Below are 23,249 nucleotides of genomic sequence, written 5' to 3' on the forward strand. Positions count from 1 at the left end.
GTCAAGTCTGACTAGACTAAAAACTTGTAACATCTATGTATCCTGCTGATGCAGGGAAAAGGGGGACCGATGGCACGTCCGACCGTGGCCGCAGAACGCCGCGACCAGATCATCGAGGCCACGTTGCAGACCGTGGCGGAGCACGGCATCGCCGGCACCTCGCTCGACCGCATCGCGGAGGCCGCCGGAATGTCGCGCGGACACGTGCGCCACTTCGTCGGCAATCGCGATCAGCTGCTCGCCGACACCGCGCGGCACGTCTTCGCCGACGAGACGGGCACCCTGACGATCCTGCCGTCGACGCTGGTGACGTTCACCGACGCGCTCGACTACCTGTTCGGCGAGGAGTTCACCCGATCAGATACCGAGAACGCGGTCGTCCTCGGGTTCGTCGAGCTCTCGCGCACCAACCCGCCGATCGCCGAGGTGCTCACCGAGGCGTACGGTCACACGCGAACCACCCTCGCCGAGCTCGCCGCCGCGGAGTACCCGAAGGCGGATGCGGCGACCTGCGAGCTCGTCGCCGACGGCACCCTCTCGGCCGCGCTCGGCAACGTCTTCATGGGCGACTTCGACCCCGACGAGGTCCGCACCGCCCGGGTGCGCCGGGCCGTCGAGACGCTGCTCGCCGCGCTCTGAGGTTCGGTGGCGAGGTGGTCGCCGTTCTCTGCCGATGGTGATCGTGGTGGCCTGCCGAAAACGCAGATGCCGACGTTCCGGCGGATCAGGTTTCGGCGGGGAGTTCCGGCTGGCGACTGTCGGCGTGTCGCACGGGGATACCGCCGATCAGACTGGTGCGCCGCAAACGATCGTTTGCGGCGGGCAGAGGTTCAGCCTGGTGTCAGTCGTCGTTGTCGAGATCTTCGAGTACCTCGAACGGAGACTCGACGTCCCCGCGCCATGCTTCGATGCCTTCACGGATCGCGAGAACGGCGACGACGAGTGCAGCGACGGAGTCGGCCCACCACCAGCCGAACAGCGTGTTCAGGATGAGGCCGATGAACACTGCGCCTGAGAGATAGATGCACAGGATCAGTTGCTTCGCGTCGGCCATCACGCTCTTGGATTCGAGTTCACGTCCGGTGCGTACTTCGAACCATGCCAGCAGCGGCATGACGATTAGGCTCAGGGCGGTGATGCCCAGTCCGAGGGGGCTGTGTTCCGGGCCTTCCTGGCTAATCAGACTCATCACCGCGTCGACGGTGACGTAAGCAGCGAGAGCAAAGAACGCCAGTCCGATCGCTCGAACGGTGACTTTCTCCCAGCGCTCGGGGTCCTTCCGGGTGAACTGCCAAGCGATCGCCGCGGCGGATAGCACCTCGACAACCGAGTCGAGTCCGAAGCCGATCAGCGCGGCTGACGATGCCAGGGTTCCCGCCCAGATCGCGACGATCGCCTCAATGACGTTGTACGAGATCGTGAACCCGACGATGAAGCGCACCCGACGGTGCAGTGTCGATCGCCGTGCTGCCGTCATCGGCGCGCTCATGCGTCTGCTCCGACAGCGCAGCATCCGGGAACGGCGCAAGAGGCATCAACGCATGGTGCGTTCTCATCCACGGCCAGCGTTACGTCGACCAGTGCCTTCAGAGCCGCTGCAAGGTGCGGGTCTGCGATCTCGTAGCGCGTCTGCCGCCCCTCGGGCTCCGCGACTACGATGCCGCAATCACGGAGGCATGTCAGGTGATTCGAGACATTCGACCGGGACAGCTCAAGGGACCGGGACAAGACCACCGGGTAGCTCGGTGCATCGAGCAGCGACATCAAGATGCGGGAACGGGTGGGATCAGCCATGGCCCGACCGAGACGGTTCATCACGTCGAGCCGAGAGGCAATAGTCAGCATACGATGACTATACAGTCATCAGTGACCTATGCTCAAAGCATACTCGTCAGCCGCCGGGCACCTGTGAACGGAGACACATGCTCATCGTTTCCAGCAGGGGCACCTACCTACCGAGATTGAGCATCGAAAAAGAGGATCCTGGAACCATGAAGATCGAGCTGCTACACATCGCTGATTGCCCCAGTTGGGTTGAGGCTGGCCGTCGCGTTTCGGAGGCGCTCCGAGCGACAGGGCGCGACGAATCAACTCTGCATTACCGGCTCATACGAACCGAAGAAGACGCCGCAGCAGTCCCGTTTGCAGGCTCCCCGACGATCACCCTGAATGGGAACGATCTTTTCCCGGGTTCGGATCGCAGCAGCGATTTGGCCTGCCGTATCTACAGCACACCCACTGGGCTAGCGGGAATGCCGACGGTTGAACAGATCCGAGAGGCGATCGACGCTCATGTCGACTGAACTCAATACCGCCTGCACGTGCTGCGGCCGGCATCTGCCACGAAAGAAACTGCACGCCCTAGGCGACGGGGGTGCTTTCATCTGTCGACGATGCGGTTGGTGGGTAGCACTGCGCCTCCGCCGGGACCACCTGCCTAGCTAGGCTCTCGGCGCGGGAGCCGGCCTCAGGGCGACTTAGACCAAAGCGCTCGTCCGAGTTTCGCGCTCCCACGCCTGGGTTGCGACCTGGACGGCGTCCCACGGGGAGCCGAGCGGAGGGGTGTAGGAGAGGTCGAGATCACTCATCGCCGCGACCGTCATCCCGTGATGCAGCGCTGTGGCATAGGTGTCGACGCGCTTCGAGATCTCCGCACCGCGGGTACCGACGAGCTGCGCGCCGAGCAGACGGCCATCTCGGGTGTCTCCGGTGATGCGGATGCTGATGGGCGTCGCTCCCGGGTAGTACCGCTTGTGGTCATCCGCGATCGCGGTGTGACTGTGTGGTGCGAAGCCTGCGGCAGCTGCTTCGTGGTCGCGGAGGCCCGTGCGAGCTGCAACGAGGTCGAAGACCTTCACGACCTGCGTGCCGAGGCTCCCGGCGAACTGCGCGTCGCCGCCGATCGCGTTCTCGCCCGCGACGCGGCCTTGCTTGTGGGCGGTCGTGCCGAGCGGGAGATACGTGACACCGAGGAGGCGGTGATGAGTGACCACTCCGTCGCCGGCCGCCCAAACGTGCGGCAGGCCGGTGCGCATCCGATCGTCGACGACCACAGCGCCGCCCGCGCCCGTGGTTGCACCGGCTGCGGTGAGAAGGCTGGTGTTGGGCCGTACGCCGACGACGACGAGCACCACGTCAGCGGTGCGGGAGAACGGGTCACCGTCTCGGGTTCCTGCAACAGTGATTCGTCCTGCGTCGCGTGTGACAGCTTCGACGCGGGTATCGGTGAGGACGTCGACGCCGTGGCGGGTGAGTCCGTCGTGTACGAGGGAACCGAGTTCGGGATCGAGGGTGGAGAGGACTTCGGGGCCGCGCTGGAGTTGGGTGACCTGGAGGCCGCGCACAGTGAGGGCTTCGGCCATCTCGAGGCCGACGTAGCTAGCTCCGACGATGATCGCCGTCTCGGGCTGATGCTCGTCGAGGTACTTCTCGAGCGCGAACGTGTCGCCCATCGAGTGCAGCAGGTGCACGCCGTCGTCGGGGCCGAGCTGGTCAAGCCCTGATATTCCGGCTGTCGACGGCGCTGCCCCCGTGCCGACCATGAGCTCGTCGTACGGGATGGTCGATTCCGTGCCGTCGGCGTCGCGGACGGTGAGCCGGCGGCTGTCGACGTCGATGCTGGTGGCGAGGGTGTCAAGCCGGAGGTTCATGCCGGTGGCTTCGAGATCCGCGTGGGTGCGGTGGGCGAGCGACTGCCAGGGCTGCACCTCCCGGGAGAAGTAGTACGGGATGCCGCAGATCGAGAAGTTCGGGTAGGCGTCGGCCACGACGACTGTGACATCGACGGACGGGTCGAGTTCACGGGCCCGGAGGGCGGTGGAGATTCCGGCGTCGCTTCCGCCGATCGCTACAAGATGCATGAAGGCGCCTTTCAGGGCTGGGTTTCGAGTTTCTGAGGAACCACGACGTCGCCGGCCGTGCGGGCGGCGATTGGATAGAGGGCGAGGAGCATTGCGAGGCCGATGGCAGCCCCGACGAGCTGTGCAGCGATGAACGGCGCCACAGACGACGGTGCGATACCGGCGAACGTATCGGTGAACATGCGAGCGATCGTGACGGCGGGATTCGCGAACGATGTGGAGCTGGTGAACCAGTAGGCCGCGCCGATGTACGCACCGACCGCGGCGGCCGTGACCGACCCCTTTCCGGTGCGGGCGAGAGCGAAGATCAGCAGCACGAGCCCTGCAGTGGCGACCACTTCCCCGACAAGGTGCCCGCCTGTGGCCCGGTCGTTGGACGAGAACCCGGGGCCGGTGTCGAACATGACCCCCGCTAGCAGGGTGCCGGCGATGCCGCCGAAGATCTGCGCGAGCACGTACGCAGCGACGTCGCGCAACGGAAGCCCGGTGCTGGCGCTGCGGCCAAGCAGCCAGTCCGCGACCGTCACCACGGGGTTGAAGTGCGCGCCAGACACTGGCCCGAGCATCAGGATCAGCACCGTCAGACCGAGGGCAGTGGTCAGGCTGTTCTCCAGCAGCTGGAGGCCGACATCATCCGGGGACAACCGCTGCGCGGCGATACCGGAACCCACCACGATAGTGACGAGCAGACCAGTTCCAAGGAACTCGGCGGTAGCTCGGCGCAGAAGGTGTGGCCGTGCGAGGGCGGGGTGAGGTGTTTTCATGTCGGCTCATCTTGACCCGAACGGGGTACTTCAGTCAAGATTGAGACAATGAACACTGAACGAACTGACCAGGTGGAGGTGCGCGCCGCGAAGCACGCTGCGCTGAGCGACCCATCTCGCCTGCGGATCGTCGATCGTCTCACGCTGGGCGACCTCTCGCCCACCGAAATCGGAATGGCGTTGGGCCTTCCCTCCAACCTCGTCACCCATCATCTGAACGTGCTGGAGTCGGTGGGGATGGTCTCGCGGTCCCGCTCGGAGGCCGATAGACGGCGCAGCTACGTTCACCTCTCAGATAACGCACTCCGCGGGCTCACACCCGGCCGGGTCGAGCGCGCAGATCGCGTCGTGTTCGTTTGTACGGCGAACTCCGCCCGGTCGCAGCTCGCCGCGGCGTTGTGGTCGACCCGCAGCAGTATCCCCGCGACGTCGGGAGGAACGCACCCGACGGGGCGGATAGATCCGGGCGCAGTCGCCGCTGCCGATCGCCACACTCTCGCGCTGCACGATGAGGCACCCCGCGCTCTGACTTCGGTCCTGACCGATTCAGATTTCGTGGTGACGGTGTGCGACAGCGCCCACGAAGAACTCGGCGCCATCGGACACCTGCACTGGTCGATCCCCGACCCCGTTCGGATCGGCACCGATGACGCCTTCGACACCGCCTACGACGAGCTGGAGCGCCGCATCGCGGAACTCGCACCCCGGCTCGCCGCCAGCTGAAACCCAACCTGAAAGAGCCCCCGTGACTGACACCACTCCGACCGTCCTTTTCATCTGCCAGCACAACGCCGGCCGGTCGCAGCTCGGCGCGGCTCTCCTAGAGCACCTGGCCGGGGACCGGTTTCGGGCCACGTCTGCGGGCCTCTCCCCCGCCGACGAAGTGAACCCGGCCGTGGCCGACACTGTCGCAGAACTCGGAATGAACATCACCGATCGCGTACCGCGCGCCGTCACAGTCGAAGACCTGGACGCCGCCGACCTCATCGTCCTTATGAAGCCCGGACTCACCCTGCCTTCCACCCCTCGCGGAAAGGTTCTGGAGTGGTCGTTCCCCAACCCCGAGTCCTGGGACGCCGAAGCAGTGCGCCCGCTACGGGAAGCGGTGGCCGAGAAGATTCGTACGACGATTCTCACCTGAGTTTCCCTTGTCACGAACCCGGCCCTGGCGTGGGTGATTCGTGCGGGACCGGGTGAGTCGACATGCTGGGAACGTGAGCAACCTCGTCGCCTGGTGGGAACGTCATCAGATCGCCCTCTATCTCGCAGCGATCGCTGCGGGCGTCGTGCTGGGCTTGTTGACACCAGGAGCCGCGCACCCTCTCGAGCTCGCGATCAACCCCGTTCTCGGGCTGTTGCTGTACGCGACATTCCTCGGTGTCCCTTTCTCGATGATCGGACGCGCCTTCCGCGATATGCGGTTCCTGTCCGTGGTGCTGGTCGTGAACTTCGTGATCGCCCCCGTCATCGTGTTCTGCCTGTCTCGGTTCGTCGCTCACGACCAGGCGCTGCTGGTGGGTGTGCTGTTCGTCTTGCTGACGCCCTGCATCGACTATGTGATCGTCTTCACGGGGCTCGCCGGAGGGGCGAAGGAACGGCTACTTGCGGCCGCGCCGATCCTCATGCTGGGACAGATGCTGCTCCTGCCGGCATACCTCTGGCTGTTCGTCGGCCCTGAACTCGTCGCCGCGGTCGACCTCGCGCCCTTCGTCGACGCTTTCCTCCTGCTCATCGTGCTCCCGCTCATGGCGGCCGGCCTCACCCAGTACGTCGCCTCCCGCACGCGCTGGGGCCGCACTCTCCGAGACACCGCTCTAGCCGCCATGGTGCCGCTGATGATGCTCACGCTCGCCGTCGTCGTCGCTTCCCAGGTCTACGGCGTCAGCCGGCAACTTCCTGCACTGCTCGCCACAGTTCCGATCTATGCCGCCTTCGCGGCGGTCATGATCCCGGTAGGGATATTCGCGGGGCGTGCGGCACGACTCGATGTCTCCAGCACTCGCGCCGTCGTATTCTCCGGCGCGACCCGCAACTCCCTAGTGGTTCTCCCGCTCGCCCTCGCGCTCCCCACATCGTTCGCCCTTGCCCCTCTCGCCGTCGTGACGCAAACACTCGTCGAGCTCGTCGCCATGGTGATCTTTGTCCGCCTGATCCCCCGGCTCGTGGGTGACCGTCGTCTCGCAACCGATTGAGGCACCGCCGAAAACCCCTGCCGTAAGGGACTTCTGGAGAGCGTTATCGGCAGCTGCTCACGGCCACAGAACGGTCTCACGCCGAAAACGATCGTTTTCGGTGGGCGCACTAAGTTCTCGTCAGGCTCGCGCCGCTAGAAGGACCGAGTCACGCGGGAATGCGCGCAACCAACCTTGAGTTAGATACCCCCAGGGGGTATCTTCTAACCATGAACGGGTACAGCGACGGCAAGGCAGATCTCGCTAAGCGGTTGAGTCGCGTCGAAGGTCAGGTGCGAGGAATCGCACGGATGGTCGAGGAAGACAAGTACTGCATCGACATCCTCACGCAGGTATCTGCAGCGACGAGAGCGCTCGAAACGGTGGCGTTGTCGCTGCTGAGCGATCATCTAAGTCATTGCGTTGCCGAGGCCAGCGCAGAGGGCGGCGAGGTCGCCGCAGAGAAGGTCCGCGAGGCTAACGAAGCCATTGCCCGCCTGGTCCGTTCATGACCGCCACATCTGTCTACTGAAGGAGCACACGATGACTGATCGCATTGAACTCGGCCTAAAGGACGCGAACGCAGGCTGCGCGTGCTGCGCCGTCCCATCGAACACCGAGGCGTCCGCACCTGCTGCGGCCTCATCCTCATCCTCCGAAGAGGTTTTGGTTGCGGGGATGACGTGCTCGCATTGCGTATCGAGCGTCAGTAAGGAACTGGCGGCTGTGGACGGTGTCGAGTCCGTCGACGTCGACCTGAACGCCGGCGGCACCTCCCGCGTGACTATCCACAGCGCAGCACCGGTCGATCCTGCCGCTGTGAGAGCTGCGGTCGAAGAGGCCGGGTATACCCTCGCGACCAGCCAGGCCTGAGTCGCTAACCGTCTGCACCCGGGCTCAACCGGGCGCATCTGAGCAAGGAATTCCGATGAGCCAGCACGACGAACACAGCCATCGCGCCGCACACGAGAACCACGGCGCGGCGCCGACAACGGAGCATGACCACGCGGCGATGAGCCACGATCACGACGCTTCGCCAGAACATGGCGGCCATGGTGGGCACGGCGGGCATGGTGGGCACGGTGATCATGTGGGCCAGTTCCGGCGGTTGTTCTGGATCATGCTGGTCCTTGCGGTTCCGGTCGTCGGGTTTTCGATGATGTTCTCGATGCTGCTCGGATACCCGCTGCCGGACGCTGCGTGGGTCGGTTGGGTGTCCCCGGTTCTCGGAACGGTCATGTATGTGTGGGGCGGGGCGCCGTTCCTCACCGGTGCGGTGAGCGAACTCCGGGCCCGCAAGCCCGGCATGATGCTGCTGATCGCTCTCGCGATCACGGTCGCGTTCCTCGCATCATGGGGCGCGAGCCTGGGCCTGCTGCACCACGAACTGGACTTCTGGTGGGAGCTGGCCCTGCTGATCGTGATCATGCTGCTCGGTCACTGGATCGAGATGCGTTCCCTCGCGCAGACGACCTCAGCGTTGGATTCCTTGGCTGCGTTGCTGCCTGACGAGGCGGAAAAGATCGAGGGCGATACAACCGTCACGGTTGCCCCGTCTGATCTGCTGGTGGGTGACGTGGTGGTGGTGCGCCCGGGCGGGCGGGTCCCCGCAGACGGGCGGATCGTGCAGGGCTCGGCCAGCATGGACGAGTCGATGATCACCGGAGAATCCCGGCCCGTCCGCCGCAGCGACGGCGACCAGGTCATCGCCGGCACCGTCGCGACCGACTCCGGTGTGCGGGTGGAGATCACCGCGATCGGCGAGGACACTGCTCTCGCAGGTATCCAGAAGCTGGTGACCGAAGCGCAGAGCTCGTCGTCGCGGGCGCAACGGCTCGCGGATAAGGCGGCGGGATGGCTGTTCTGGTTCGCGCTCGGCGCTGCCGCGATCACCGCGATCGTCTGGACGGTTGTCGGCATGCCCGACGCCGCGGTGATCCGCACGATCACCGTGCTGGTGATCGCGTGCCCGCACGCTCTGGGCCTGGCGATCCCGCTCGTTGTGTCGATCGCGACGGAGCGGGCGGCTCGTGGGGGTGTGCTGATCAAGGATCGTCTCGCGTTGGAGAGCATGCGCACCGTCGACACCGTCTTGTTCGACAAGACCGGCACTCTCACCAAGGGCACCCCCGCCGTCACCGCGATCGACCCCGTGTCCGGCACCGATTCTGACCAGTTGTTGGCCTGGGCCGCTGCCGCGGAAGCCGACTCCGAGCACCCGCTCGCTCGCGCGATCGTCAACGCGGCGAAAGAGAAGAACCTCACGGTCCCTGCCTCGTCCGACTTCGAGTCCTCGCCGGCGGTCGGGGTCCGTGCGCGTGTCGATGGGCACATCGTGCAGGTCGGTGGGCCGTACATGCTCGAGCAGGAGAACGCCCAGGAGCTGGCGGTTGCCGATGAGTGGCGCAATGAGGGTGCGATCATCCTCCACGTACTCGTCGACGGTCAGGTCGCGGGCGCGCTGCGCTTGGCAGATGAGATCCGCTCGGAGTCGCGTCACGCCGTCGAGGCCCTCCACGAGCGGGGTGTACAGGTGGTCATGATCACCGGTGACGCCGACGCGGTGGCCGCCTCCGTGGCGGGCGAGCTCGGCATCGACCGGTACTTCGCCGGGGTGCGACCGGAGGACAAAGCCTCGAAGGTGAAAGAACTGCAGGGCGAGGGCCGCAAGGTCGCAATGGTCGGAGACGGTGTGAACGACGCCCCCGCGCTCGCGCAAGCGGATGTCGGTATCGCCATCGGCGCGGGCACGGATGTCGCGATCGCCTCCGCGGGGGTCATCCTCGCCAGCGACGACCCCCGGTCGGTGCTGTCGGTGATCGAACTGTCACGGGCCAGCTACCGGAAGATGAAGCAGAACCTCTGGTGGGCCGCCGGCTACAACCTGCTCTCCGTCCCGCTCGCGGCCGGCGTGCTCGCCCCCATCGGATTCGTTCTCCCGATGTCCGTGGGGGCAGTGCTGATGTCCCTGTCGACCATCGTCGTCGCGCTCAACGCGCAGCTGCTGCGCCGGCTGGATCTCCGCCCGGACGCAGTAGCGGGCAAGTAGCAAGAAACAGTCAGGGTGACGGACGTAGGCTGAGGAGAACGGGAGGTGAGTATGTCGCTGATCAACGTCGCACAACAGGTGCGTGGACCGCGCACGCTCACCCATACCGTCGTGGCCGTCCTCGCGGTCGCCGTGGGCGTCATCGCCGGTCTGCTGGCGATGCACTCCTTCAACTCGCACGCTACAGCTGCCGGCCACCACGACACCGTCGCAGTCAGCACTCAATCCGGAGCGGCCGACCAGCACCACGGCGCATCCGAAGCCGCCACCCTGCAGGACTCACCGACAGCGGCAGCGGGATGCGCGACGTGTGGGGGCGGGGATCCGATGACGTGGATGGCGTGCGTCCTCGCACTCCTGGTCGCCACGATCCTGCTCGGGTGGATCGGGCTCGGCTGGCGGCATGCCACCCTGATCACGGCACTCGTGGCCGCGACGACCCGTTGGCCCGCCCGTGCCCACGCGCTTCCGCCACCGCCCTCTCTCACGGTTCTCTGCATCAGTCGCACGTGATGACGCGCTAGCCCCCTTTGCGGGCACGCACCCCTGGCACCGGCAATAGCCGGGCCTCATCACCGACCCTTGGAGAACACTCATGAAGATTCGACCCGCGGCGATCGCCGCACTCACCCTCACTGCCCTTCTCGCCCTCACGGGCTGCGCCGGAAACACCGGTTCCGGCGACGGCATGGAAGGCATGGACCACGGCGGCAGCTCGTCCGCGCCCACCGACACAGCGGACGCGAATGACGCCGACATCATGTTCGCCAGCATGATGAAGGAGCACCACGCACAAGCCATCGAGATGTCCGACGTCCTTCTCAGCAAAGACGGCGTCGATGAGCGCGTGGTCGCTCTCGCCGAAGAGATCAAGGCCGCTCAGGAGCCGGAGATCCAGAAGATGGACCAGTGGCTCGAAGACTGGGGCGCGGAGATGGACAGCATGGAGGGCATGGATCACGGCAGCGGCATGATGTCTGAGGAAGACATGCAGGCCCTCGAAGATGCCACCGGTCCCGATGCGGGGCGTCTGTTCCTTGAGCAGATGATCCAGCACCACGAGGGCGCTGTCGACATGGCGCAGAACGAAGTCGACAACGGTCAGAACAGCGACGCCGTCGCACTCGCTGAGACGATCATCGACGCGCAGACCGAAGAGATCGCCACCATGAAGGAGATCCTCGCAACTCTGTGACCCATGGGTGGGGTGCGGGATTCCCGCACCCCACCTAGAGATCTGTTGCGCACACCATCATGCGAACCCTCAAGAAATCCACCCTGCCCCCTCCCCGCCTGCGACGTCGCGGAGCACTCACGATCGCTACGACGATCGCAGCCAGCATCGTGCTGGCCGGCTGCACCGCACCCGCCGAGCCCACCACCGGACACGACCACGCCACGTCCATCAGCCACGTCCACGCAATCGTGCCAAACCCCTCCGAGGACGGATACCTCCTCGGCGCCCACGACGGGATCTACACGGCCACGCCGGATGGCGAAGTCGGCTCCCGTATCGAGACGACCGACTTCGACGCAATGGGCCTCATCACCGTCGGTGACGCTCTCCTCGCGTCCGGGCACCCCGGACCAACCACGGCCCCAGAACTCGGCTCCCCCAACCTCGGAATCATCCGGAGCGACGACAGCGCCAGAACTTGGACGCCCGTCTCATTCACCGGCGAGAAAGACTTCCACGTCCTTGCCGCCGGGAAGAACGACACCCTCTACGGGATCGCCTCGGACTCCGCGGAGCTCCTCCGCTCCGACGATCTCGGTGAGACCTGGTCGCCGGTCGGAGAAATTCTGGCGTTCAGCCTCGTCCTCGACAACGCGGGAGAACTGATCGCTGCCACCCCTGACGGGCTGCAAATCAGCACTGATGAGGGCGCCTCCTTCGCACCCCTGAACGACGCACCTGCGCTCTACCTCCTCGCCGTGTCACCTGACGGCAAACAGCTGGTCGGTGTCGGCCGCGGCGGACAGATCTGGGCCAGCACAGGATCCAATGCCGAGTGGGTTCCCGCCGGCGTCACCCACGGCTCCGCACAAGCGCTCGCGACTACAAACGACGGCGCAATACTGGTCTTCGACGACAGTGGGTTGACCGCGATAGACAACTAGACGCGACGGAGATTTCTCCAAGAGAACGGCGCTCACCACCCCAGGTCCGCCGAAAGTGCCCGCCGTTAGGAGGTTTCGACAGACCATAGCGGCGGGCCTTCGAGCGCCGAACAACTACGTCTGCCGCAAACGATCGTTTGCGGCAGGCCGCCGCTCCCGCCACTGGAGGGAGATGCGCCGCTCCGCCGAAGATGTTCAGGAGCCCAGTGTGATTGCTGAGTTACTTTGAAACCGTGACTCAACGCGCATCGAGATTGATGGCGTTCATCGGCGCTTCAGCGGCGCTGCTGGGTGCCGCGACAGCAGTGCTGTTCTTCTTCCAGCCCTGGAGAAGCTGCCCCTACGAGGACACGTCCGTCGGGTGCGCCATGCTGCCTCGCGACGCGGCAGTGATGGTGACCGCGCTCGGTATCGCCATCATTGGCGCCGGGATGGTCGTCGTCGGCAGGCTTCAGTCTCGTCAATCGCGGGCTGTACGCAGTCCATAGACCCCGTGGCCGGAAAGCGCGTGCGCACTCGGAGTCATCGCAGCGACCGCTTTCATCAGGAGAAAAGCTGGCGAAGCGCGTCGAGGTCGCCGGAGTCGACGACCTTCTGCACCGCGTCGATGGTGTCCTGGTTCACGAACATGCCCTTGAGCGTGCCGTTCCAGATCGACCGCACAGTGTCCACATCACCGGCGTCAACCGCCCTGCCCGCGGACTCGATCGCCTGCTGATACGGGATCTGTAGGAACCCCTCAGGCGCGTCATCAGGGCTGTAGTAAGGCACCCAGGGAGTGTCGGGGTTGGGTGTGAGCCAGAGCACCTGCCCTGGTTGGATCACGCGCACGTGGTTCATCGAGTCGAGGGTCGGGTACGCGCAGAGCCGTTCGGCGATCACGGCCTGAACGTCGCCGGGCTCAACGGTATAAGTCACGGGTGTGCCGTCCTCATCGACTGTCACCTCGCCCCGCGCGAACTCACGCGCGCCTAGATCCCGGAGAGTCCCCTGCCGCTCCAAATACAGACTGCCGGTGGTGCCGTAGACCTCCGACAGCTGGGAGCAGGTTTCCGGCTCGGTAGATTCCGGCGCAGGTGTAGCCTCGGTGACCGGCTCGCTGGCATCCGTCGAAGCGGATGCCTCGGTCGTCGGAACCGCCGCCGGTGCGGTGGCGGTGCACCCGGCCAGCACGGCAGCCGCCACGGCGAGTGCGGCGAGTACAGAGGCGAGCTTGCATGTGCCGGACATGACGACATACTGGCAGACCGATTCCCGCTTCTCGACGTCAGCCAGGCGGGGCCTCGCGCGAGAGGATGGTTCGATGCCGATCTCCTCCGACCGCCCGGATTGCTTCCGCCTGCCCGGCCGTCGATGCTGCGGCGATCCGAACGCATCCAGATCAGCTGCACCTCGTGCCGCCGGACAGCGGAACCGACGCGACGGCGATCATCGAGAGCCATCGGCGAGCGCGCGCCGCCCGTGGCAAGAGGGATGCGATGGGGTGTCTCGTCCCGATCGCCGGGGGTCTCCTGCTCGCGGCCGCGGCCGGCGCGGTGGTCGCGTCGCTCCGACTACCGTTTCGAGATGCGGCCATCGCCGTGGCGCTGTTGTTCGTCCTGGGTGCGACCGTGACCGCGGTCATCGCCTCGCGCGCGGTACCGGCTACTCCCATCCTGAGGCCCTTGCCATCCGTGCTGATCCATCCCCTTGTCGCTGCTGGTGCCCCGGCGGATCTACCGGCCCGTGACATCGCGCTGGCTTCACGGGTCTTCGACGAGCGGGACCGTGCCGAGGCCGACCTCCGAAAGGCCCGCGCCGACGCGCAGCTCACTGACGAAGAACGATATGTCTCACCGGGAGACCGGTCGACCTGGTACTTCGGCCCGGAGGATCTGCCCCGCATCGAGCGCACAGCAGATGACGCTGAGGGGCGGTCTCGTGAGGTCGCCAGCAGGCTCGGGATCGTCCTCGATGCGGACCGCGGCAGGGACTCGGCACCCGAAGACTGACTTCGCCAGCTCTCCTGCGGGCATCACCCGGGTATGGCGCACGCGACTGCGGGGCGTGCGGATAGGGTTCACAGCATGCGAATGCTGGGCGGACTCCTTGTATGGGTCGTCGCTACCCTTCTGGGCCTCATCGCCGCAGCGGGATTCAGCGGTGCAGGACTGGGATGGGCGGACGGGTTCATCAAGCGGAGCTTCTGGGAAGATGGCGAGAGCGAGATCGGTATCGGGCTGTCGATCTTCGGTCTCGTGGTCTGGCTCGTTCTGCTGGGCTTGTCGGCACTCACGATTCGCGGTGGAGACCAGGCTCCGTCGAAGACCGCCAGAGTCACCTCGTCCGTTCTCGTCGCACTCAGCATCGCCGTCGTGCTCGTGGCGTGCGTCGTCTCCATCGGCTGGCCGGAACCCGCCAGCGAGTATCCGCTCCCGCCCTGGAATCGCGCCTGACGGGACTCTGCTCAGTCGTGCCGTCACGGCATCGCGTCAATGCGCCGCCGCACCACCGATATGTTGGGTGATCGGAATCCCCTCGCCGACGGAAGGTAGAACCTCATGCGCGTCACCCCTCGGGTCTGGATCGGCCTCGCGATCTACGTCGGCTACGTCGCAGTCATCTTCGTCGTGTCGAAGCTGAGTGGGGTGGCGTACACCGAGATCGGCACCTCGGCCGAGTTCACCTGGCGAGGAGCGGTGCTCGACCTCGCAGTCGGCGCCGTGCTGCTCGCCATCACCACGTGGCTGCTGGGGTGGTGGAAGCCCGCGCTGTTCGAGCGCACGCGCTCGCACCACAAGTGGCCGATCTTCGTCCCGGCGATCATGCTCGTCGTCGCTGTCGCGAACCTCTTCAACACCGACTGGTCGAAGTTCGACGCGTCGTTCCTGCTGTCGCTGCTCGCCCTCGGGCTCGCCGTCGGATTCTGTGAAGAACTGATGTCACGAGGGCTCCTGCTGACGGCCCTCCGCTCACGCCTCTCCGAGGTATGGGTGTGGCTGCTCACCTCCCTGCTCTTCGGCGGGATGCACATCATCAACGCCGCGCTCGGCGCCCCCGTGGGCCCCACGCTCGGCCAGGTCGTGCTCGCCGCGATGTCGGGCACCTGCTTCTACATCGTGCGTCGCGTGACCGGGTCGCTCATCTGGGCGATGGCCTTGCACGGCCTCTGGGACGTCTCGGTGTTCGCGGTCGGGTTCGCCCCGCTCGGCACGGCCTGGGCCGCGTTCCTGAGCCCGGTGATCGGCATCCTCGCTGTCGCCGTCGTCTACTGGGTGATCAAGGGCACGGATGAGAAGCCGGCCGTCGCGGCGGGAGCACCCGCGCGCGCCTGAGGGGAAGCGGCGCGGAGGTTCGTCGAGAGGGTCTGGCGGAGCCGTTGAATACTGGTGCGGCGTGCGTTCCTGCGTAATAGTGGATGCATCACGATCAGCCCGTTGCCGAGAGGCGCGGGCTGATTTTCTTTGGGGGATCGCCTGGTCACACCCCAGCGAGTCAGGCGATGTAGACCTTGCGCAGCGTCTCGGTGACGGTCCACACCGTGCGCTGGCCCGCGGCCAGGCGCACGACCGAACCGGGGTCGACCTCGATCGCGGGCAGCGCCGGTTCGACGAACTCGATGCGGGCGTGACCTGAGAGCGCGACGAAGACCTCGTCGACCTCGACATCGGATGCCGTGCCGGGGGTCATCTCCCAGATGCCGACCTCGACCTCGCCGAGCGTCGCCAACGCATGCACCGCCGTCGTCGGGCGACCGATGAGCACGTCATCCGCAGGCAGCGGTTCGTGCACCAGAGGCAGCGCCGCGGCATCCACTCCAGTTCCTGGAGCGAGTGCGCCCGGTGCGAGCTCGCTCACGAGTCGAATCCCATGCCGACGGCATCCAGGGTCTTCAGGAACAGGTTGCGCTTGCCCTCGTTGTGGTCGGCCCGGTTCATCGCGGCGCGCACGAGGTTGACGCCGATCGAGGCGACGGGCTCGGGCGGGAAGGGGATCGGCTTCTCGCGCACCATCGCGAGCTCGGTGCGTTCGGTCGGCTCGCCCGACAGCTTGTCGAGCATGACGTCGGCGGCGAACCGGGCGGCGCCGACGCCGAGGCCGGTGAACCCCGTCGCGTAGGCGATGCGTCCCTTGCGGGCGGTGCCGAAGAACGCGCAGAAGCGGCTCGACGAGTCGATCGCCCCAGCCCAGCGGTGCGTGAACCGCAGGCCCTCGAGCTGGGGGAACGTCGTGAAGAAGTGCGATGCGAGCTTGCGGTGACTCTCGGCGCGGTCTTCGTATTCGGGGCGCACCTTGCCGCCGAAGTGGTACACCGCGTCGTATCCGCCGAACAGGATGCGGTTGTCGGCCGTGAGTCGGTAGTAGTGGAACTGGTTGGCGCTGTCGGCCAGCCCCTGGCGGTTCGACCAGCCGATCGAGTCGAGCTGCTCGTCGGTCAGGGGCTCCGTCATCAGGACGTAGTCGTACACCGGAACGGTCATGAGTCGGTTGCGCTTGAGGAGCGACGGGAAGACGTTGGTGGCGAGAGCCACGGCATCCGCTCGCACCTGCCCGCCATCGCGGGTGACGAGCGTGATCGCACTCGATCCGTCGCCGACGATCTCGCGCACGAGCGACTGCTCGTAGATCTCGACGCCCAGTTCCACGGCGACGCGCGCCAGCTCGAGACCGAGCTTCGCGGGATGCACGAGGGCGCACCCTTCGCGTTCCCACGCTCCGGCGAGGAACGTGTCGGAGTGCACCTCGGCCTGCACGGCCTCACGGTCGAGGAAGCCTTCCTCCTCGCGCAGCCACTCCACCTGGTGCGGCTCGACGGCCACAGCCAGCTGTCCGGTGCGCTCGAAGTCGACGTCCATCGCGTATCGCTTCACGGTCTCTTCGATGCCGTCGAGGTTCTCGAGGCCGAGCTCCTCGAGGCGATCGATCTCGTCGGGCCAGCGGGTGAGGCCGTTCTCGTGTCCGTGCGTGAGGCTCGCCTCGCAGAACCCGCCGTTGCGGCCGGAAGCCGCCCACGCGATGCGCGACGCCTCGAGCAGCACGACCCGACGCTGCGGATCGCGCTCCTTGGCCCGCACGGCGGTCCAGAGGCCCGCGTATCCACCGCCGACGATGGCGAGGTCGGCGGTGATGCTCCCGGAGAGCGTGGGGTGCGTGACCCGCTCGACGTCATCGAGCCAGAACACGCTGAGAGCCGTGTCGCGCAGCGAGGCGTCGATCACGGCATCCGCGGGGCGGCGACGTTCGAAGACCGTGGTTCCCATGATCACTCCTTGTTTCCGGGCCCGCGCCTCAGCGCGTGCCCCAGTTGTAGAGGTCTTTGTAGAGGCCGGCGTAGAGCAGGCTCTCGGTGTGCGTGATGCCCGGAATCGTGCGAATGCGGGTCGCGATCAGGTCGAGCAGGTGGGTGTCGCTCTCGCACACGGCCTCGACGAGGATGTCGAAGGTGCCGAGCGTGACCACGACGTAGGCGAGCTCGGTGATCTTCGTCAGCTCTTCGGCGATGAGCCGCGGGTCGCCGGTGACACGGATGCCGATCATCGACATGCGGTTGAAGCCGAGCTGCATCGGGTCGGTCACCGCGACGATCTGGATGATGCCGGCCTCGGTCATCCGCTGCACGCGCTGACGCGCCGCCGCCTCGCTCAGCCCCACCTCCCGGCCGATCTCGGCGTAGGGCCGACGTCCGTCCTCCTGCAGCAGCTCGACGATCCGCTTCGAGATGTCGTCGAGTACAGGCTGCTTCGCTGTGGCGCTCATGTGTCGATATTGACAGGATCGTGCGCTTGAAGCAACTGATTCCATCGTTTGAATCAGAAGACTCTTCTGTATTCGCAATCCGGTCGCTAACATGGCCGTCATGGCCACAGAACTCCTTCAGAACTTCATCGGCGGGCAGTACGTTCCCGTGAGCGGGCAGGGGCGGATGCCGCTGATCAACCCCGTGACCGAGGAGACCTACGGAGAGCTGCCCGTCTCCGACACCTCTGATGTCGATGCCGCGTACGCCGCCGCATCCGCCGCGTTCCCGATCTGGCGTGACACGACGCCGGCCGACCGGCAGCTGGCGCTCTTCCGCATCGCCGACGAGATGCAGGAGCGCGCCGAGCAGTTCGCCGACCTCGAGTCGAAGGACACCGGCAAGCCGCGAGCCAGCCTCGTGGCCGACGAGATCCTGCAGTCGATCGACCAGCTGCGCTTCTTCGCCGGAGCCGCCCGCAGTCTCGAAGGACGCGCGGCGGGGGAGTACCTCGCCGGCCACACCTCGTTCGTGCGCCGCGAGCCGATCGGCGTGATCGGACAGGTCACCCCCTGGAACTATCCGCTGAACATGGCCGTGTGGAAGATCGCCCCGGCGCTCGCCGCAGGCAACACGGTCGTGCTGAAGCCCGCCGAATCGACGCCGCTGACGACGCTCCTGCTCGCCGAGATCGTCGCGCTGCACACGCCCGCCGGCACGCTCAACGTCGTGCTCGGCGATCGCGACACGGGGGTCGCTCTCGTCGAGCACCCGACCCCGCAGATGGTCGCGATCACCGGATCCGTCCGCGCCGGCATGGCCGTCGCCCGGTCGGCGGCGAACGACGTCAAGCGCGTGCACCTCGAGCTCGGCGGCAAGGCGCCGGCGATCGTCTACCCCGACGCGAACCTCGACAAGGCGGCATCCGGCATCGTCACCGGAGCGTTCTTCAACGCGGGGCAGGACTGCACGGCAGCCACGCGAGTGCTGGTGCACTCGTCGGTGCACGACGAGTTCGTCGCGGCGCTGGTCGAGAAGGCGAAGACGGATGCCCGCACGGGCGCCCCGCACGAAGAGGGAGTGCTCTACGGCCCGCTCAGCAGTGCGGCCCAGCTCGCCCAGGTGCAGGGCTTCGTCGACCGTCTGCCCGCGCACGCCACCGTCGAGACCGGCGGCTCGCGTCAGGGAGACACGGGCTACTTCTTCGAGGCGACCATCGTGTCGGGTCTGCATCAGGACGACGAGGCGGTGCAGGGCGAGATCTTCGGCCCGGTGCTGACCGTGCAATCGTTCGACACCGACGAGCAGGCGTTCGAGATGGCGAACGATGTGCCCTACGCGCTCGCCTCGTCGGTGTGGACGACAGATCACGCCCGCGCGATGCGCTTCTCGCGCGATCTCGACTTCGGGTGCGTGTGGATCAACACCCACATCCCGTTCGTGTCCGACATGCCGCACGGGGGATTCAAGCACTCGGGCTACGGCAAGGACCTCTCGCAGTACGGCTTCGACGACTACACGCGCATCAAGCACGTGATGTCGGCTCTCGACTGAGAGCGAGCGCGGCCGGGTCAGGAGTCGGCGAGACGCTTGACCCTGCGGTGCTCCCGCAGGCTCAGGCCCGGCCGCTCTTCGACCTTGCTCGCGCCGTCGGCCTCCCAGCCGCGGCGCGCGTAGAACGCGTCGGCGCGCTCGTTGCCGTCGAGCACCCACAGGTAGGCGCGCGCGTGGCCTGCGCTCAGGATCCGCTGCTCGGCGGCGTCGAGCAGCGTGCGTCCGACGCCCGTCGACCACTCGGCGGGGTCGGCGTAGATCCCGTAGACCTCGCCGTCGCCCGCTCCCTCCTCCTCGCGCCCCGAGCCGAAGGACGTCCAGCCGACGATCTCGCCCTCGCGTTCGGCGACCAGGATCCCGAGGCTGGTGGGCAGCGGATTCACGAAGATACGACGCCAGCCTTCGGCGCGTTCGGAGATCGAGAGCCGGTCGAGAGTCTCCTGATCGATGAGCCCGCGATACGCCGCCTGCCAGGAGCGCACGTGCACGCCGGCGATCTGATCGGCGTCGTCGATCACTCCGTCACGGATCAGCAGCGTCGTCATCCGACCACTCTACGAGCGCGTTCGAATGCATGTCAGAACCACTCGACCGGTGAGACACGATGTGTCATGCTGGGCGCACGTCGAATCCGGGGGGATCATCATGGCAAGACCACTGGCGGGCCCGCAGACCCTCTTACGCACCCTCAACGGCCGGGCGATCCTCGAGACGCTCGCTCGTCGAGGGCCGCTCACGCGGAACGAGCTCGTCACCGAGACCGGGCTCTCCCGCACCGCAGTGACTCAGGTGCTGCGCATGCTCGAGAGCGCGTCGGCCGTGGCCCCGGCCGGCGTCGATCGCGAGACGCGGGGACCCGCCGCCGGACGCGTGGCCCTGCATCCGCAGCTCGGACTCGCTGCCGCCGTGCACGTCGACGGGCATGCCGCCCACGTCGTTCTCGTCGACCCGACCGGTGCGGTGCGCGCGGAGCATCACGCGGCGTTCCCGGTGCGGGGAGATCGGGTGGAGCACATCGTCGATCTCGTCACCGCCTGCCGGCGAGTGGTCGCCGGGCCCCTCGAGCTCGCGGTGGTCGGCATCCCGGGCATCGTCTCGGCAGACGGCGGCATCCGCGACGACCAGGGCCCAGACGGGGGTGCGTTCAAGAACACGCTCTCGGAGCGTCTCGCCTGCCCGGTGCGCGTCGAGAACGACGTCAATCTGGCGGCTCTCGCCGAGCTGACCGCGGGCACCGGCGCAGATCTCGCGAGCTTCGCGCTGCTGCTGCTCGATGACGGACTCGGAGCGGGCATCGTGATCGACGGCATCCTGCACCGCGGGTTCTCGGGCGTCGCGGGCGAGGTCATGTACCTCCCGCAGACCCCTCTGCCCGTCGGCGCGCCCGTGCTCGGCGACGACGTGGTGCGCGACCTCGCACTCGGCAACGGCCGCGACCCCGAGCTCACGATCGATCAGCACCTCGACGCCGCGGCCGCCGGCGACCCTGCCGCGATCGCGATGGCGACCGAGATGGGACGCCGGCTCACCCTCGTCGCCGGCAGTATCGCCCTCGTGCTCGACCCCGAGGCGTTCATCCTCAGCGGATCCGCCGCGCACCCCGCGATGCTCGACGCGGTCGCCGACTACGCCGAGCAGCTCGCCCCCCAGCTGCCGCTGCGATTCGTCGTATCGTCGTTCGGGCCCGAGGCGCCGCTGGTGGGGGCCGCGGGCGAGGCGGCCTCCGCCCTTCGCGCGACCGTCTTCTCTCGTCTTCTCCCGAAATCGGACAGGAGCGGCAGATGATCTCCGACCTCGCCGACCGGCTCGGACTTCCGCCCGGAGCACGAGCCGTGATCATCAACGCCGACGACTTCGGCATGTGCCACGCGGCCAACACCGCGATCGTGCAGCTGCTGGATGCCGGGCGCATCGACTCGGCGACGGTCATGGTGCCGTGCGCGTGGGCGCCGGAGGCGCTGGCGTTCGCCGCTGCGCGCCCCGACCTCGACGTCGGCGTGCACCTGGTGCTCACGAGCGAGTGGAGCGACTACCGGTGGCGCCCGCTCACCGGCACGGGAACGAGCCTGGTGGATGCGGCCGGGTACTTTCCGGCCGGAGTCCTGGAGGTCGAAGAGCATGCGTCGACCGACGATGTCACCGCCGAGATCGCTGCCCAGCTGCAGGCGGCGCTGGATGCCGGGGTCGACGTCACGCACCTCGACAACCACATGGGGTCGGTCTACGGGCTGCTGACGGGGCGTGACTTCCTGAAGCCCGTGTTCGAGCTCGCCGCACGTCACGGACTGCCGTTCCGGCTGCCGCGGAGCATCGAGGGCACCGGCAACGACGCCGCCCTGCAAGAGAAGCTCACGACAGCCTCGGCAGTCGCGGATGCCTTCGGCGTCGAGATCATCGACCGGCTGTGGAGCCATCCGTTCGAGGAGGTGCCCGGCGAGTCGTACGAGCAGGTGCGTGACGGTTTCATCGCGCTGCTGCGCGCGGTGCCCGCCGGGGTGACCGAGATCTATCTGCATCCGATGGTCGATGACGACGAGCTGCGCGCGGCCGTCGACTACGCCGCCGTCAAGCGAGGGCACGAGCTGCGCCTGCTCTCGGACCCTGCGGTGCTGCAGGCGATCGCCGACGAAGGGCTCGTCAGGCTGGGGTGGCGCGACCTGCGCGACCTGCAGCGGAGAGCGAGCGTATGAGTTCGCTGACCACACATCTGCGCGACCGACGGCTGGACGCCGCGCCCACGAGGGCGCAGGCCATCGCGTTCGGAGCATCCGGATTCCCGACCCAGCTCATGGCGCAGACGTTTTCGGCGTTCGTCGTCTACTTCTACGTCACGCGCCTCGGCGTCGAGCCGACATGGGTCGCCGCCGCGATGATCGCGCACGGCGTACTGAACGCGGTGCTGAACCCCGTGGTCGGCGCGGTGTCCGACCGCATCCGCACGCCGTGGGGCCGCCGCATCCCCTGGATCGGTCTCGGCATCGTGCCGCTCGTCGTGGCGTTCGCGCTGGTGTGGATGCCGCCGGAGCTGCCCGCCGCAGGTCTGATCGTCTGGTTCCTGGTCGTCGTCGCGGTCTACGACATCGCATTCGTGGTCGTGGTGCTGAACATCTCGGCGCTGTTCCCCGAGATCTTCCGCACCACCGAAGAGCGCGCCCGGGGCAACGTCCCGCGCCAGATCTTCGCGATCCTCGGAATGGTGCTGGGCACCGCGGGTGCGCCTGCGCTGTACGGGTCGATCGGCTGGCCCGGCATGGCGATCGTGCTCTCGGCCGTCTGCCTGGTGCTGCTCGTGTGGTCGTTCTTCGGCGGCATGATCGAGCGCCAGGTGCCCGAGGCGGCATCCGAGGCGATGCGCTGGGGCGACCAACTGAAATACACGTTCGCGAACCGGGCGTTCGTGCCCTACGTGCTCGGCTCCCTGTTCATCCAGACGGCGATCGCCGTGATCCTCGCGGCGATCCCGTTCTATGTGCGGTACTCGCTGGGTGCACCCGAGGGAGAGGGCAGTCTGCTGCTGGGCGCGATCTTCGTCACCGCGATCCCGTCGATCGTGCTGTGGAGCGCCGTCGTGCGACGCACCTCACCACGCACGGCACTGCTGTGGAGCGTCGCGGTCTTCGGCGTCGCCATGCTCGGCTTCCTGCTGCCGTCGAGCGTGATCGCTGCGGCACTCGTCGGCGTCGCGGTGGGAGTAGGCGTCGGCGGTCTGCTGCAGCTGCTCGAGGTGGTGCTCGCCCAGATCATCGATGAGGATGCCACGCGCACGGGCCACCGACGAGAGGGCGCCTACTTCGGGGTCAACGGCTTCGTGGTGCGCGGCTCGGTCGTGCTGCAGGCCGTCGTCGCGGCGGTGGTGCTCACGGCATCCGGCTTCGATGCATCGCTGGGCGATGCGCAGCCCGAGGCGGTCGACGGCGGCATCCGTGTGATGGTCGCTGTCGTGCCGATGGTCTTCGCCGCCCTCGCCTGGCTCTGCTTCTGGCTCTATCCGATTCGCGCCAGAGACCTCTGACG

The 23,249-nt window shown here is 66.8% G+C and carries 28 protein-coding genes; 19 read left to right on the plus strand and 9 right to left on the minus strand.

All coding sequences use genetic code 11. From position 1 onward, the window contains the following. Nucleotides 1-69 precede the first annotated feature (69 nt). On the plus strand, nucleotides 70-639 hold the full coding sequence (locus RQG77_RS03790; protein ID WP_311243516.1) for a TetR/AcrR family transcriptional regulator: 570 nt from the start codon (nucleotides 70-72) through the stop codon (nucleotides 637-639). Nucleotides 640-841: 202 nt separating this feature from the next. Here RQG77_RS03790 and RQG77_RS03795 read toward each other — a convergent pair whose 3' ends face one another. Both RQG77_RS03795 and RQG77_RS03800 read right to left on the minus strand, forming a co-directional pair. After that, nucleotides 842-1,489, minus strand: coding sequence for a cation diffusion facilitator family transporter (locus RQG77_RS03795; RefSeq protein ID WP_120227539.1), 648 nt, complete (start codon nucleotides 1,487-1,489; stop codon nucleotides 842-844). Continuing rightward, on the minus strand, nucleotides 1,486-1,845 hold the full coding sequence (locus RQG77_RS03800) for a helix-turn-helix transcriptional regulator (RefSeq protein ID WP_201468909.1): 360 nt from the start codon (nucleotides 1,843-1,845) through the stop codon (nucleotides 1,486-1,488). Before RQG77_RS03800 ends, RQG77_RS03795 begins: the two co-directional genes overlap by 4 nt. Before the next feature lie 146 nt (nucleotides 1,846-1,991). On the opposite strand from RQG77_RS03800, the gene RQG77_RS03805 reads away from it, so the two are divergent. After that, a complete protein-coding gene (locus RQG77_RS03805) occupies nucleotides 1,992-2,303 on the plus strand; it encodes a thioredoxin family protein (RefSeq protein ID WP_120230188.1) in 312 nt (103 codons plus the stop codon). 174 nt (nucleotides 2,304-2,477) lie between these two features. Here the strand turns inward: RQG77_RS03805 and RQG77_RS03810 are convergent, their stop codons facing one another. Then, nucleotides 2,478-3,860: an FAD-dependent oxidoreductase gene (locus RQG77_RS03810; protein ID WP_311243517.1), complete on the minus strand. Its 1,383-nt coding sequence runs from the start codon at nucleotides 3,858-3,860 to the stop codon at nucleotides 2,478-2,480. A gap of 11 nt (nucleotides 3,861-3,871) precedes the next feature. Further along, nucleotides 3,872-4,624 (minus strand): MIP/aquaporin family protein, encoded by a 753-nt coding sequence (locus RQG77_RS03815; RefSeq protein WP_311243518.1) that lies wholly within the window; start codon nucleotides 4,622-4,624, stop codon nucleotides 3,872-3,874. A gap of 48 nt (nucleotides 4,625-4,672) precedes the next feature. Here RQG77_RS03815 and RQG77_RS03820 point away from each other — a divergent pair, with 48 nt between their 5' ends. The 10 genes from RQG77_RS03820 (at nucleotide 4,673) to RQG77_RS03865 (ending at nucleotide 12,453) form a co-directional block, all read left to right on the plus strand. After that, the gene (locus tag RQG77_RS03820; RefSeq protein WP_120227543.1) at nucleotides 4,673-5,347 is read left to right on the plus strand and encodes a helix-turn-helix domain-containing protein; all 675 of its coding nucleotides are present in this window, start codon (nucleotides 4,673-4,675) and stop codon (nucleotides 5,345-5,347) included. A gap of 22 nt (nucleotides 5,348-5,369) precedes the next feature. Then, complete coding sequence (locus tag RQG77_RS03825) at nucleotides 5,370-5,765, plus strand: low molecular weight phosphatase family protein (protein WP_120227544.1); 396 nt, start codon at nucleotides 5,370-5,372, stop codon at nucleotides 5,763-5,765. Between the two features lie 73 nt (nucleotides 5,766-5,838). Continuing rightward, complete coding sequence (locus RQG77_RS03830; protein ID WP_120227545.1) at nucleotides 5,839-6,816, plus strand: arsenic resistance protein; 978 nt, start codon at nucleotides 5,839-5,841, stop codon at nucleotides 6,814-6,816. 209 nt (nucleotides 6,817-7,025) lie between these two features. Next, nucleotides 7,026-7,307 (plus strand): metal-sensitive transcriptional regulator, encoded by a 282-nt coding sequence (locus tag RQG77_RS03835; RefSeq protein ID WP_056313732.1) that lies wholly within the window; start codon nucleotides 7,026-7,028, stop codon nucleotides 7,305-7,307. Between the two features lie 31 nt (nucleotides 7,308-7,338). Continuing rightward, nucleotides 7,339-7,668, plus strand: a complete 330-nt coding sequence (locus RQG77_RS03840; protein WP_056313443.1) for a heavy-metal-associated domain-containing protein — start codon at nucleotides 7,339-7,341, stop codon at nucleotides 7,666-7,668. Nucleotides 7,669-7,723: 55 nt separating this feature from the next. Continuing rightward, nucleotides 7,724-9,844 (plus strand): heavy metal translocating P-type ATPase, encoded by a 2,121-nt coding sequence (locus RQG77_RS03845; protein ID WP_396653386.1) that lies wholly within the window; start codon nucleotides 7,724-7,726, stop codon nucleotides 9,842-9,844. A gap of 51 nt (nucleotides 9,845-9,895) precedes the next feature. After that, a complete protein-coding gene (locus RQG77_RS03850; RefSeq protein WP_311243810.1) occupies nucleotides 9,896-10,357 on the plus strand; it encodes a DUF6153 family protein in 462 nt (153 codons plus the stop codon). 82 nt (nucleotides 10,358-10,439) lie between these two features. Further along, the gene (locus RQG77_RS03855) at nucleotides 10,440-11,039 is read left to right on the plus strand and encodes a DUF305 domain-containing protein (RefSeq protein WP_056313436.1); all 600 of its coding nucleotides are present in this window, start codon (nucleotides 10,440-10,442) and stop codon (nucleotides 11,037-11,039) included. A gap of 59 nt (nucleotides 11,040-11,098) precedes the next feature. Then, the gene (locus RQG77_RS03860; RefSeq protein WP_056313434.1) at nucleotides 11,099-11,965 is read left to right on the plus strand and encodes a F510_1955 family glycosylhydrolase; all 867 of its coding nucleotides are present in this window, start codon (nucleotides 11,099-11,101) and stop codon (nucleotides 11,963-11,965) included. Nucleotides 11,966-12,198: 233 nt separating this feature from the next. Further along, the gene (locus RQG77_RS03865) at nucleotides 12,199-12,453 is read left to right on the plus strand and encodes a hypothetical protein (RefSeq protein ID WP_311243519.1); all 255 of its coding nucleotides are present in this window, start codon (nucleotides 12,199-12,201) and stop codon (nucleotides 12,451-12,453) included. Nucleotides 12,454-12,508: 55 nt separating this feature from the next. On the opposite strand, the gene RQG77_RS03870 is transcribed toward RQG77_RS03865, so the two are convergent. Continuing rightward, a complete protein-coding gene (locus tag RQG77_RS03870) occupies nucleotides 12,509-13,195 on the minus strand; it encodes a hypothetical protein (RefSeq protein WP_311243520.1) in 687 nt (228 codons plus the stop codon). Between the two features lie 164 nt (nucleotides 13,196-13,359). Between RQG77_RS03870 and RQG77_RS03875 the strand changes: the two genes are divergently transcribed. From RQG77_RS03875 to RQG77_RS03885, 3 genes are all read left to right on the plus strand, one after another. Then, complete coding sequence (locus RQG77_RS03875) at nucleotides 13,360-13,956, plus strand: hypothetical protein (protein WP_311243521.1); 597 nt, start codon at nucleotides 13,360-13,362, stop codon at nucleotides 13,954-13,956. A gap of 75 nt (nucleotides 13,957-14,031) precedes the next feature. Beyond that, nucleotides 14,032-14,400, plus strand: coding sequence for a hypothetical protein (locus tag RQG77_RS03880; RefSeq protein WP_311243522.1), 369 nt, complete (start codon nucleotides 14,032-14,034; stop codon nucleotides 14,398-14,400). A gap of 105 nt (nucleotides 14,401-14,505) precedes the next feature. Next, nucleotides 14,506-15,279 (plus strand): CPBP family intramembrane glutamic endopeptidase, encoded by a 774-nt coding sequence (locus RQG77_RS03885; RefSeq protein ID WP_311243523.1) that lies wholly within the window; start codon nucleotides 14,506-14,508, stop codon nucleotides 15,277-15,279. A 160-nt stretch (nucleotides 15,280-15,439) separates the two neighbouring features. On the opposite strand, the gene RQG77_RS03890 is transcribed toward RQG77_RS03885, so the two are convergent. From RQG77_RS03890 to RQG77_RS03900, 3 genes are read right to left on the minus strand one after another with little or no spacing between them, the layout of a single operon-like run. After that, nucleotides 15,440-15,802: a cupin domain-containing protein gene (locus RQG77_RS03890; RefSeq protein WP_311243524.1), complete on the minus strand. Its 363-nt coding sequence runs from the start codon at nucleotides 15,800-15,802 to the stop codon at nucleotides 15,440-15,442. Next, on the minus strand, nucleotides 15,799-17,205 hold the full coding sequence (locus RQG77_RS03895) for an FAD-dependent oxidoreductase (RefSeq protein WP_311243525.1): 1,407 nt from the start codon (nucleotides 17,203-17,205) through the stop codon (nucleotides 15,799-15,801). Before RQG77_RS03895 ends, RQG77_RS03890 begins: the two co-directional genes overlap by 4 nt. 28 nt (nucleotides 17,206-17,233) lie before the next feature. Beyond that, entirely contained in the window at nucleotides 17,234-17,701 is a 468-nt protein-coding gene (locus tag RQG77_RS03900) for an Lrp/AsnC family transcriptional regulator (protein ID WP_140038142.1), read from the minus strand. A 100-nt stretch (nucleotides 17,702-17,801) separates the two neighbouring features. Between RQG77_RS03900 and RQG77_RS03905 the strand changes: the two genes are divergently transcribed. Further along, the gene (locus RQG77_RS03905; protein ID WP_311243526.1) at nucleotides 17,802-19,235 is read left to right on the plus strand and encodes a gamma-aminobutyraldehyde dehydrogenase; all 1,434 of its coding nucleotides are present in this window, start codon (nucleotides 17,802-17,804) and stop codon (nucleotides 19,233-19,235) included. A gap of 17 nt (nucleotides 19,236-19,252) precedes the next feature. Here the strand turns inward: RQG77_RS03905 and RQG77_RS03910 are convergent, their stop codons facing one another. Then, on the minus strand, nucleotides 19,253-19,780 hold the full coding sequence (locus tag RQG77_RS03910) for a GNAT family N-acetyltransferase (protein WP_311243527.1): 528 nt from the start codon (nucleotides 19,778-19,780) through the stop codon (nucleotides 19,253-19,255). A gap of 100 nt (nucleotides 19,781-19,880) precedes the next feature. Between RQG77_RS03910 and RQG77_RS03915 the strand changes: the two genes are divergently transcribed. From RQG77_RS03915 to RQG77_RS03925, 3 genes are read left to right on the plus strand one after another with little or no spacing between them, the layout of a single operon-like run. Then, the gene (locus RQG77_RS03915; protein WP_311243528.1) at nucleotides 19,881-21,020 is read left to right on the plus strand and encodes an ROK family transcriptional regulator; all 1,140 of its coding nucleotides are present in this window, start codon (nucleotides 19,881-19,883) and stop codon (nucleotides 21,018-21,020) included. Beyond that, nucleotides 21,017-21,925, plus strand: a complete 909-nt coding sequence (locus tag RQG77_RS03920) for a polysaccharide deacetylase family protein (protein ID WP_311243529.1) — start codon at nucleotides 21,017-21,019, stop codon at nucleotides 21,923-21,925. Before RQG77_RS03915 ends, RQG77_RS03920 begins: the two co-directional genes overlap by 4 nt. After that, nucleotides 21,922-23,247: an MFS transporter gene (locus tag RQG77_RS03925; RefSeq protein WP_311243530.1), complete on the plus strand. Its 1,326-nt coding sequence runs from the start codon at nucleotides 21,922-21,924 to the stop codon at nucleotides 23,245-23,247. Before RQG77_RS03920 ends, RQG77_RS03925 begins: the two co-directional genes overlap by 4 nt. Nucleotides 23,248-23,249 lie beyond the last annotated feature (2 nt).

The organism is Microbacterium sp. WCS2018Hpa-23 (genome assembly GCF_031843845.1).
Classification (GTDB): domain Bacteria; phylum Actinomycetota; class Actinomycetes; order Actinomycetales; family Microbacteriaceae; genus Microbacterium.

Coding starts and splice junctions, on each gene's coding strand:
- RQG77_RS03790 (WP_311243516.1), top strand. CDS start 70: ATGGCACGTCCGACCGTGGCCGCAGAACGCCGCGACCAGATCATCGAG.
- RQG77_RS03795 (WP_120227539.1), bottom strand. CDS start 1,489: ATGAGCGCGCCGATGACGGCAGCACGGCGATCGACACTGCACCGTCGG.
- RQG77_RS03800 (WP_201468909.1), bottom strand. CDS start 1,845: ATGCTGACTATTGCCTCTCGGCTCGACGTGATGAACCGTCTCGGTCGG.
- RQG77_RS03805 (WP_120230188.1), top strand. CDS start 1,992: ATGAAGATCGAGCTGCTACACATCGCTGATTGCCCCAGTTGGGTTGAG.
- RQG77_RS03810 (WP_311243517.1), bottom strand. CDS start 3,860: ATGCATCTTGTAGCGATCGGCGGAAGCGACGCCGGAATCTCCACCGCC.
- RQG77_RS03815 (WP_311243518.1), bottom strand. CDS start 4,624: ATGAAAACACCTCACCCCGCCCTCGCACGGCCACACCTTCTGCGCCGA.
- RQG77_RS03820 (WP_120227543.1), top strand. CDS start 4,673: ATGAACACTGAACGAACTGACCAGGTGGAGGTGCGCGCCGCGAAGCAC.
- RQG77_RS03835 (WP_056313732.1), top strand. CDS start 7,026: ATGAACGGGTACAGCGACGGCAAGGCAGATCTCGCTAAGCGGTTGAGT.
- RQG77_RS03840 (WP_056313443.1), top strand. CDS start 7,339: ATGACTGATCGCATTGAACTCGGCCTAAAGGACGCGAACGCAGGCTGC.
- RQG77_RS03845 (WP_396653386.1), top strand. CDS start 7,724: ATGAGCCAGCACGACGAACACAGCCATCGCGCCGCACACGAGAACCAC.
- RQG77_RS03850 (WP_311243810.1), top strand. CDS start 9,896: ATGTCGCTGATCAACGTCGCACAACAGGTGCGTGGACCGCGCACGCTC.
- RQG77_RS03855 (WP_056313436.1), top strand. CDS start 10,440: ATGAAGATTCGACCCGCGGCGATCGCCGCACTCACCCTCACTGCCCTT.
- RQG77_RS03860 (WP_056313434.1), top strand. CDS start 11,099: ATGCGAACCCTCAAGAAATCCACCCTGCCCCCTCCCCGCCTGCGACGT.
- RQG77_RS03870 (WP_311243520.1), bottom strand. CDS start 13,195: ATGTCCGGCACATGCAAGCTCGCCTCTGTACTCGCCGCACTCGCCGTG.
- RQG77_RS03880 (WP_311243522.1), top strand. CDS start 14,032: ATGCGAATGCTGGGCGGACTCCTTGTATGGGTCGTCGCTACCCTTCTG.
- RQG77_RS03885 (WP_311243523.1), top strand. CDS start 14,506: ATGCGCGTCACCCCTCGGGTCTGGATCGGCCTCGCGATCTACGTCGGC.
- RQG77_RS03895 (WP_311243525.1), bottom strand. CDS start 17,205: ATGGGAACCACGGTCTTCGAACGTCGCCGCCCCGCGGATGCCGTGATC.
- RQG77_RS03900 (WP_140038142.1), bottom strand. CDS start 17,701: ATGAGCGCCACAGCGAAGCAGCCTGTACTCGACGACATCTCGAAGCGG.
- RQG77_RS03905 (WP_311243526.1), top strand. CDS start 17,802: ATGGCCACAGAACTCCTTCAGAACTTCATCGGCGGGCAGTACGTTCCC.
- RQG77_RS03910 (WP_311243527.1), bottom strand. CDS start 19,780: ATGACGACGCTGCTGATCCGTGACGGAGTGATCGACGACGCCGATCAG.
- RQG77_RS03915 (WP_311243528.1), top strand. CDS start 19,881: ATGGCAAGACCACTGGCGGGCCCGCAGACCCTCTTACGCACCCTCAAC.
- RQG77_RS03920 (WP_311243529.1), top strand. CDS start 21,017: ATGATCTCCGACCTCGCCGACCGGCTCGGACTTCCGCCCGGAGCACGA.
- RQG77_RS03925 (WP_311243530.1), top strand. CDS start 21,922: ATGAGTTCGCTGACCACACATCTGCGCGACCGACGGCTGGACGCCGCG.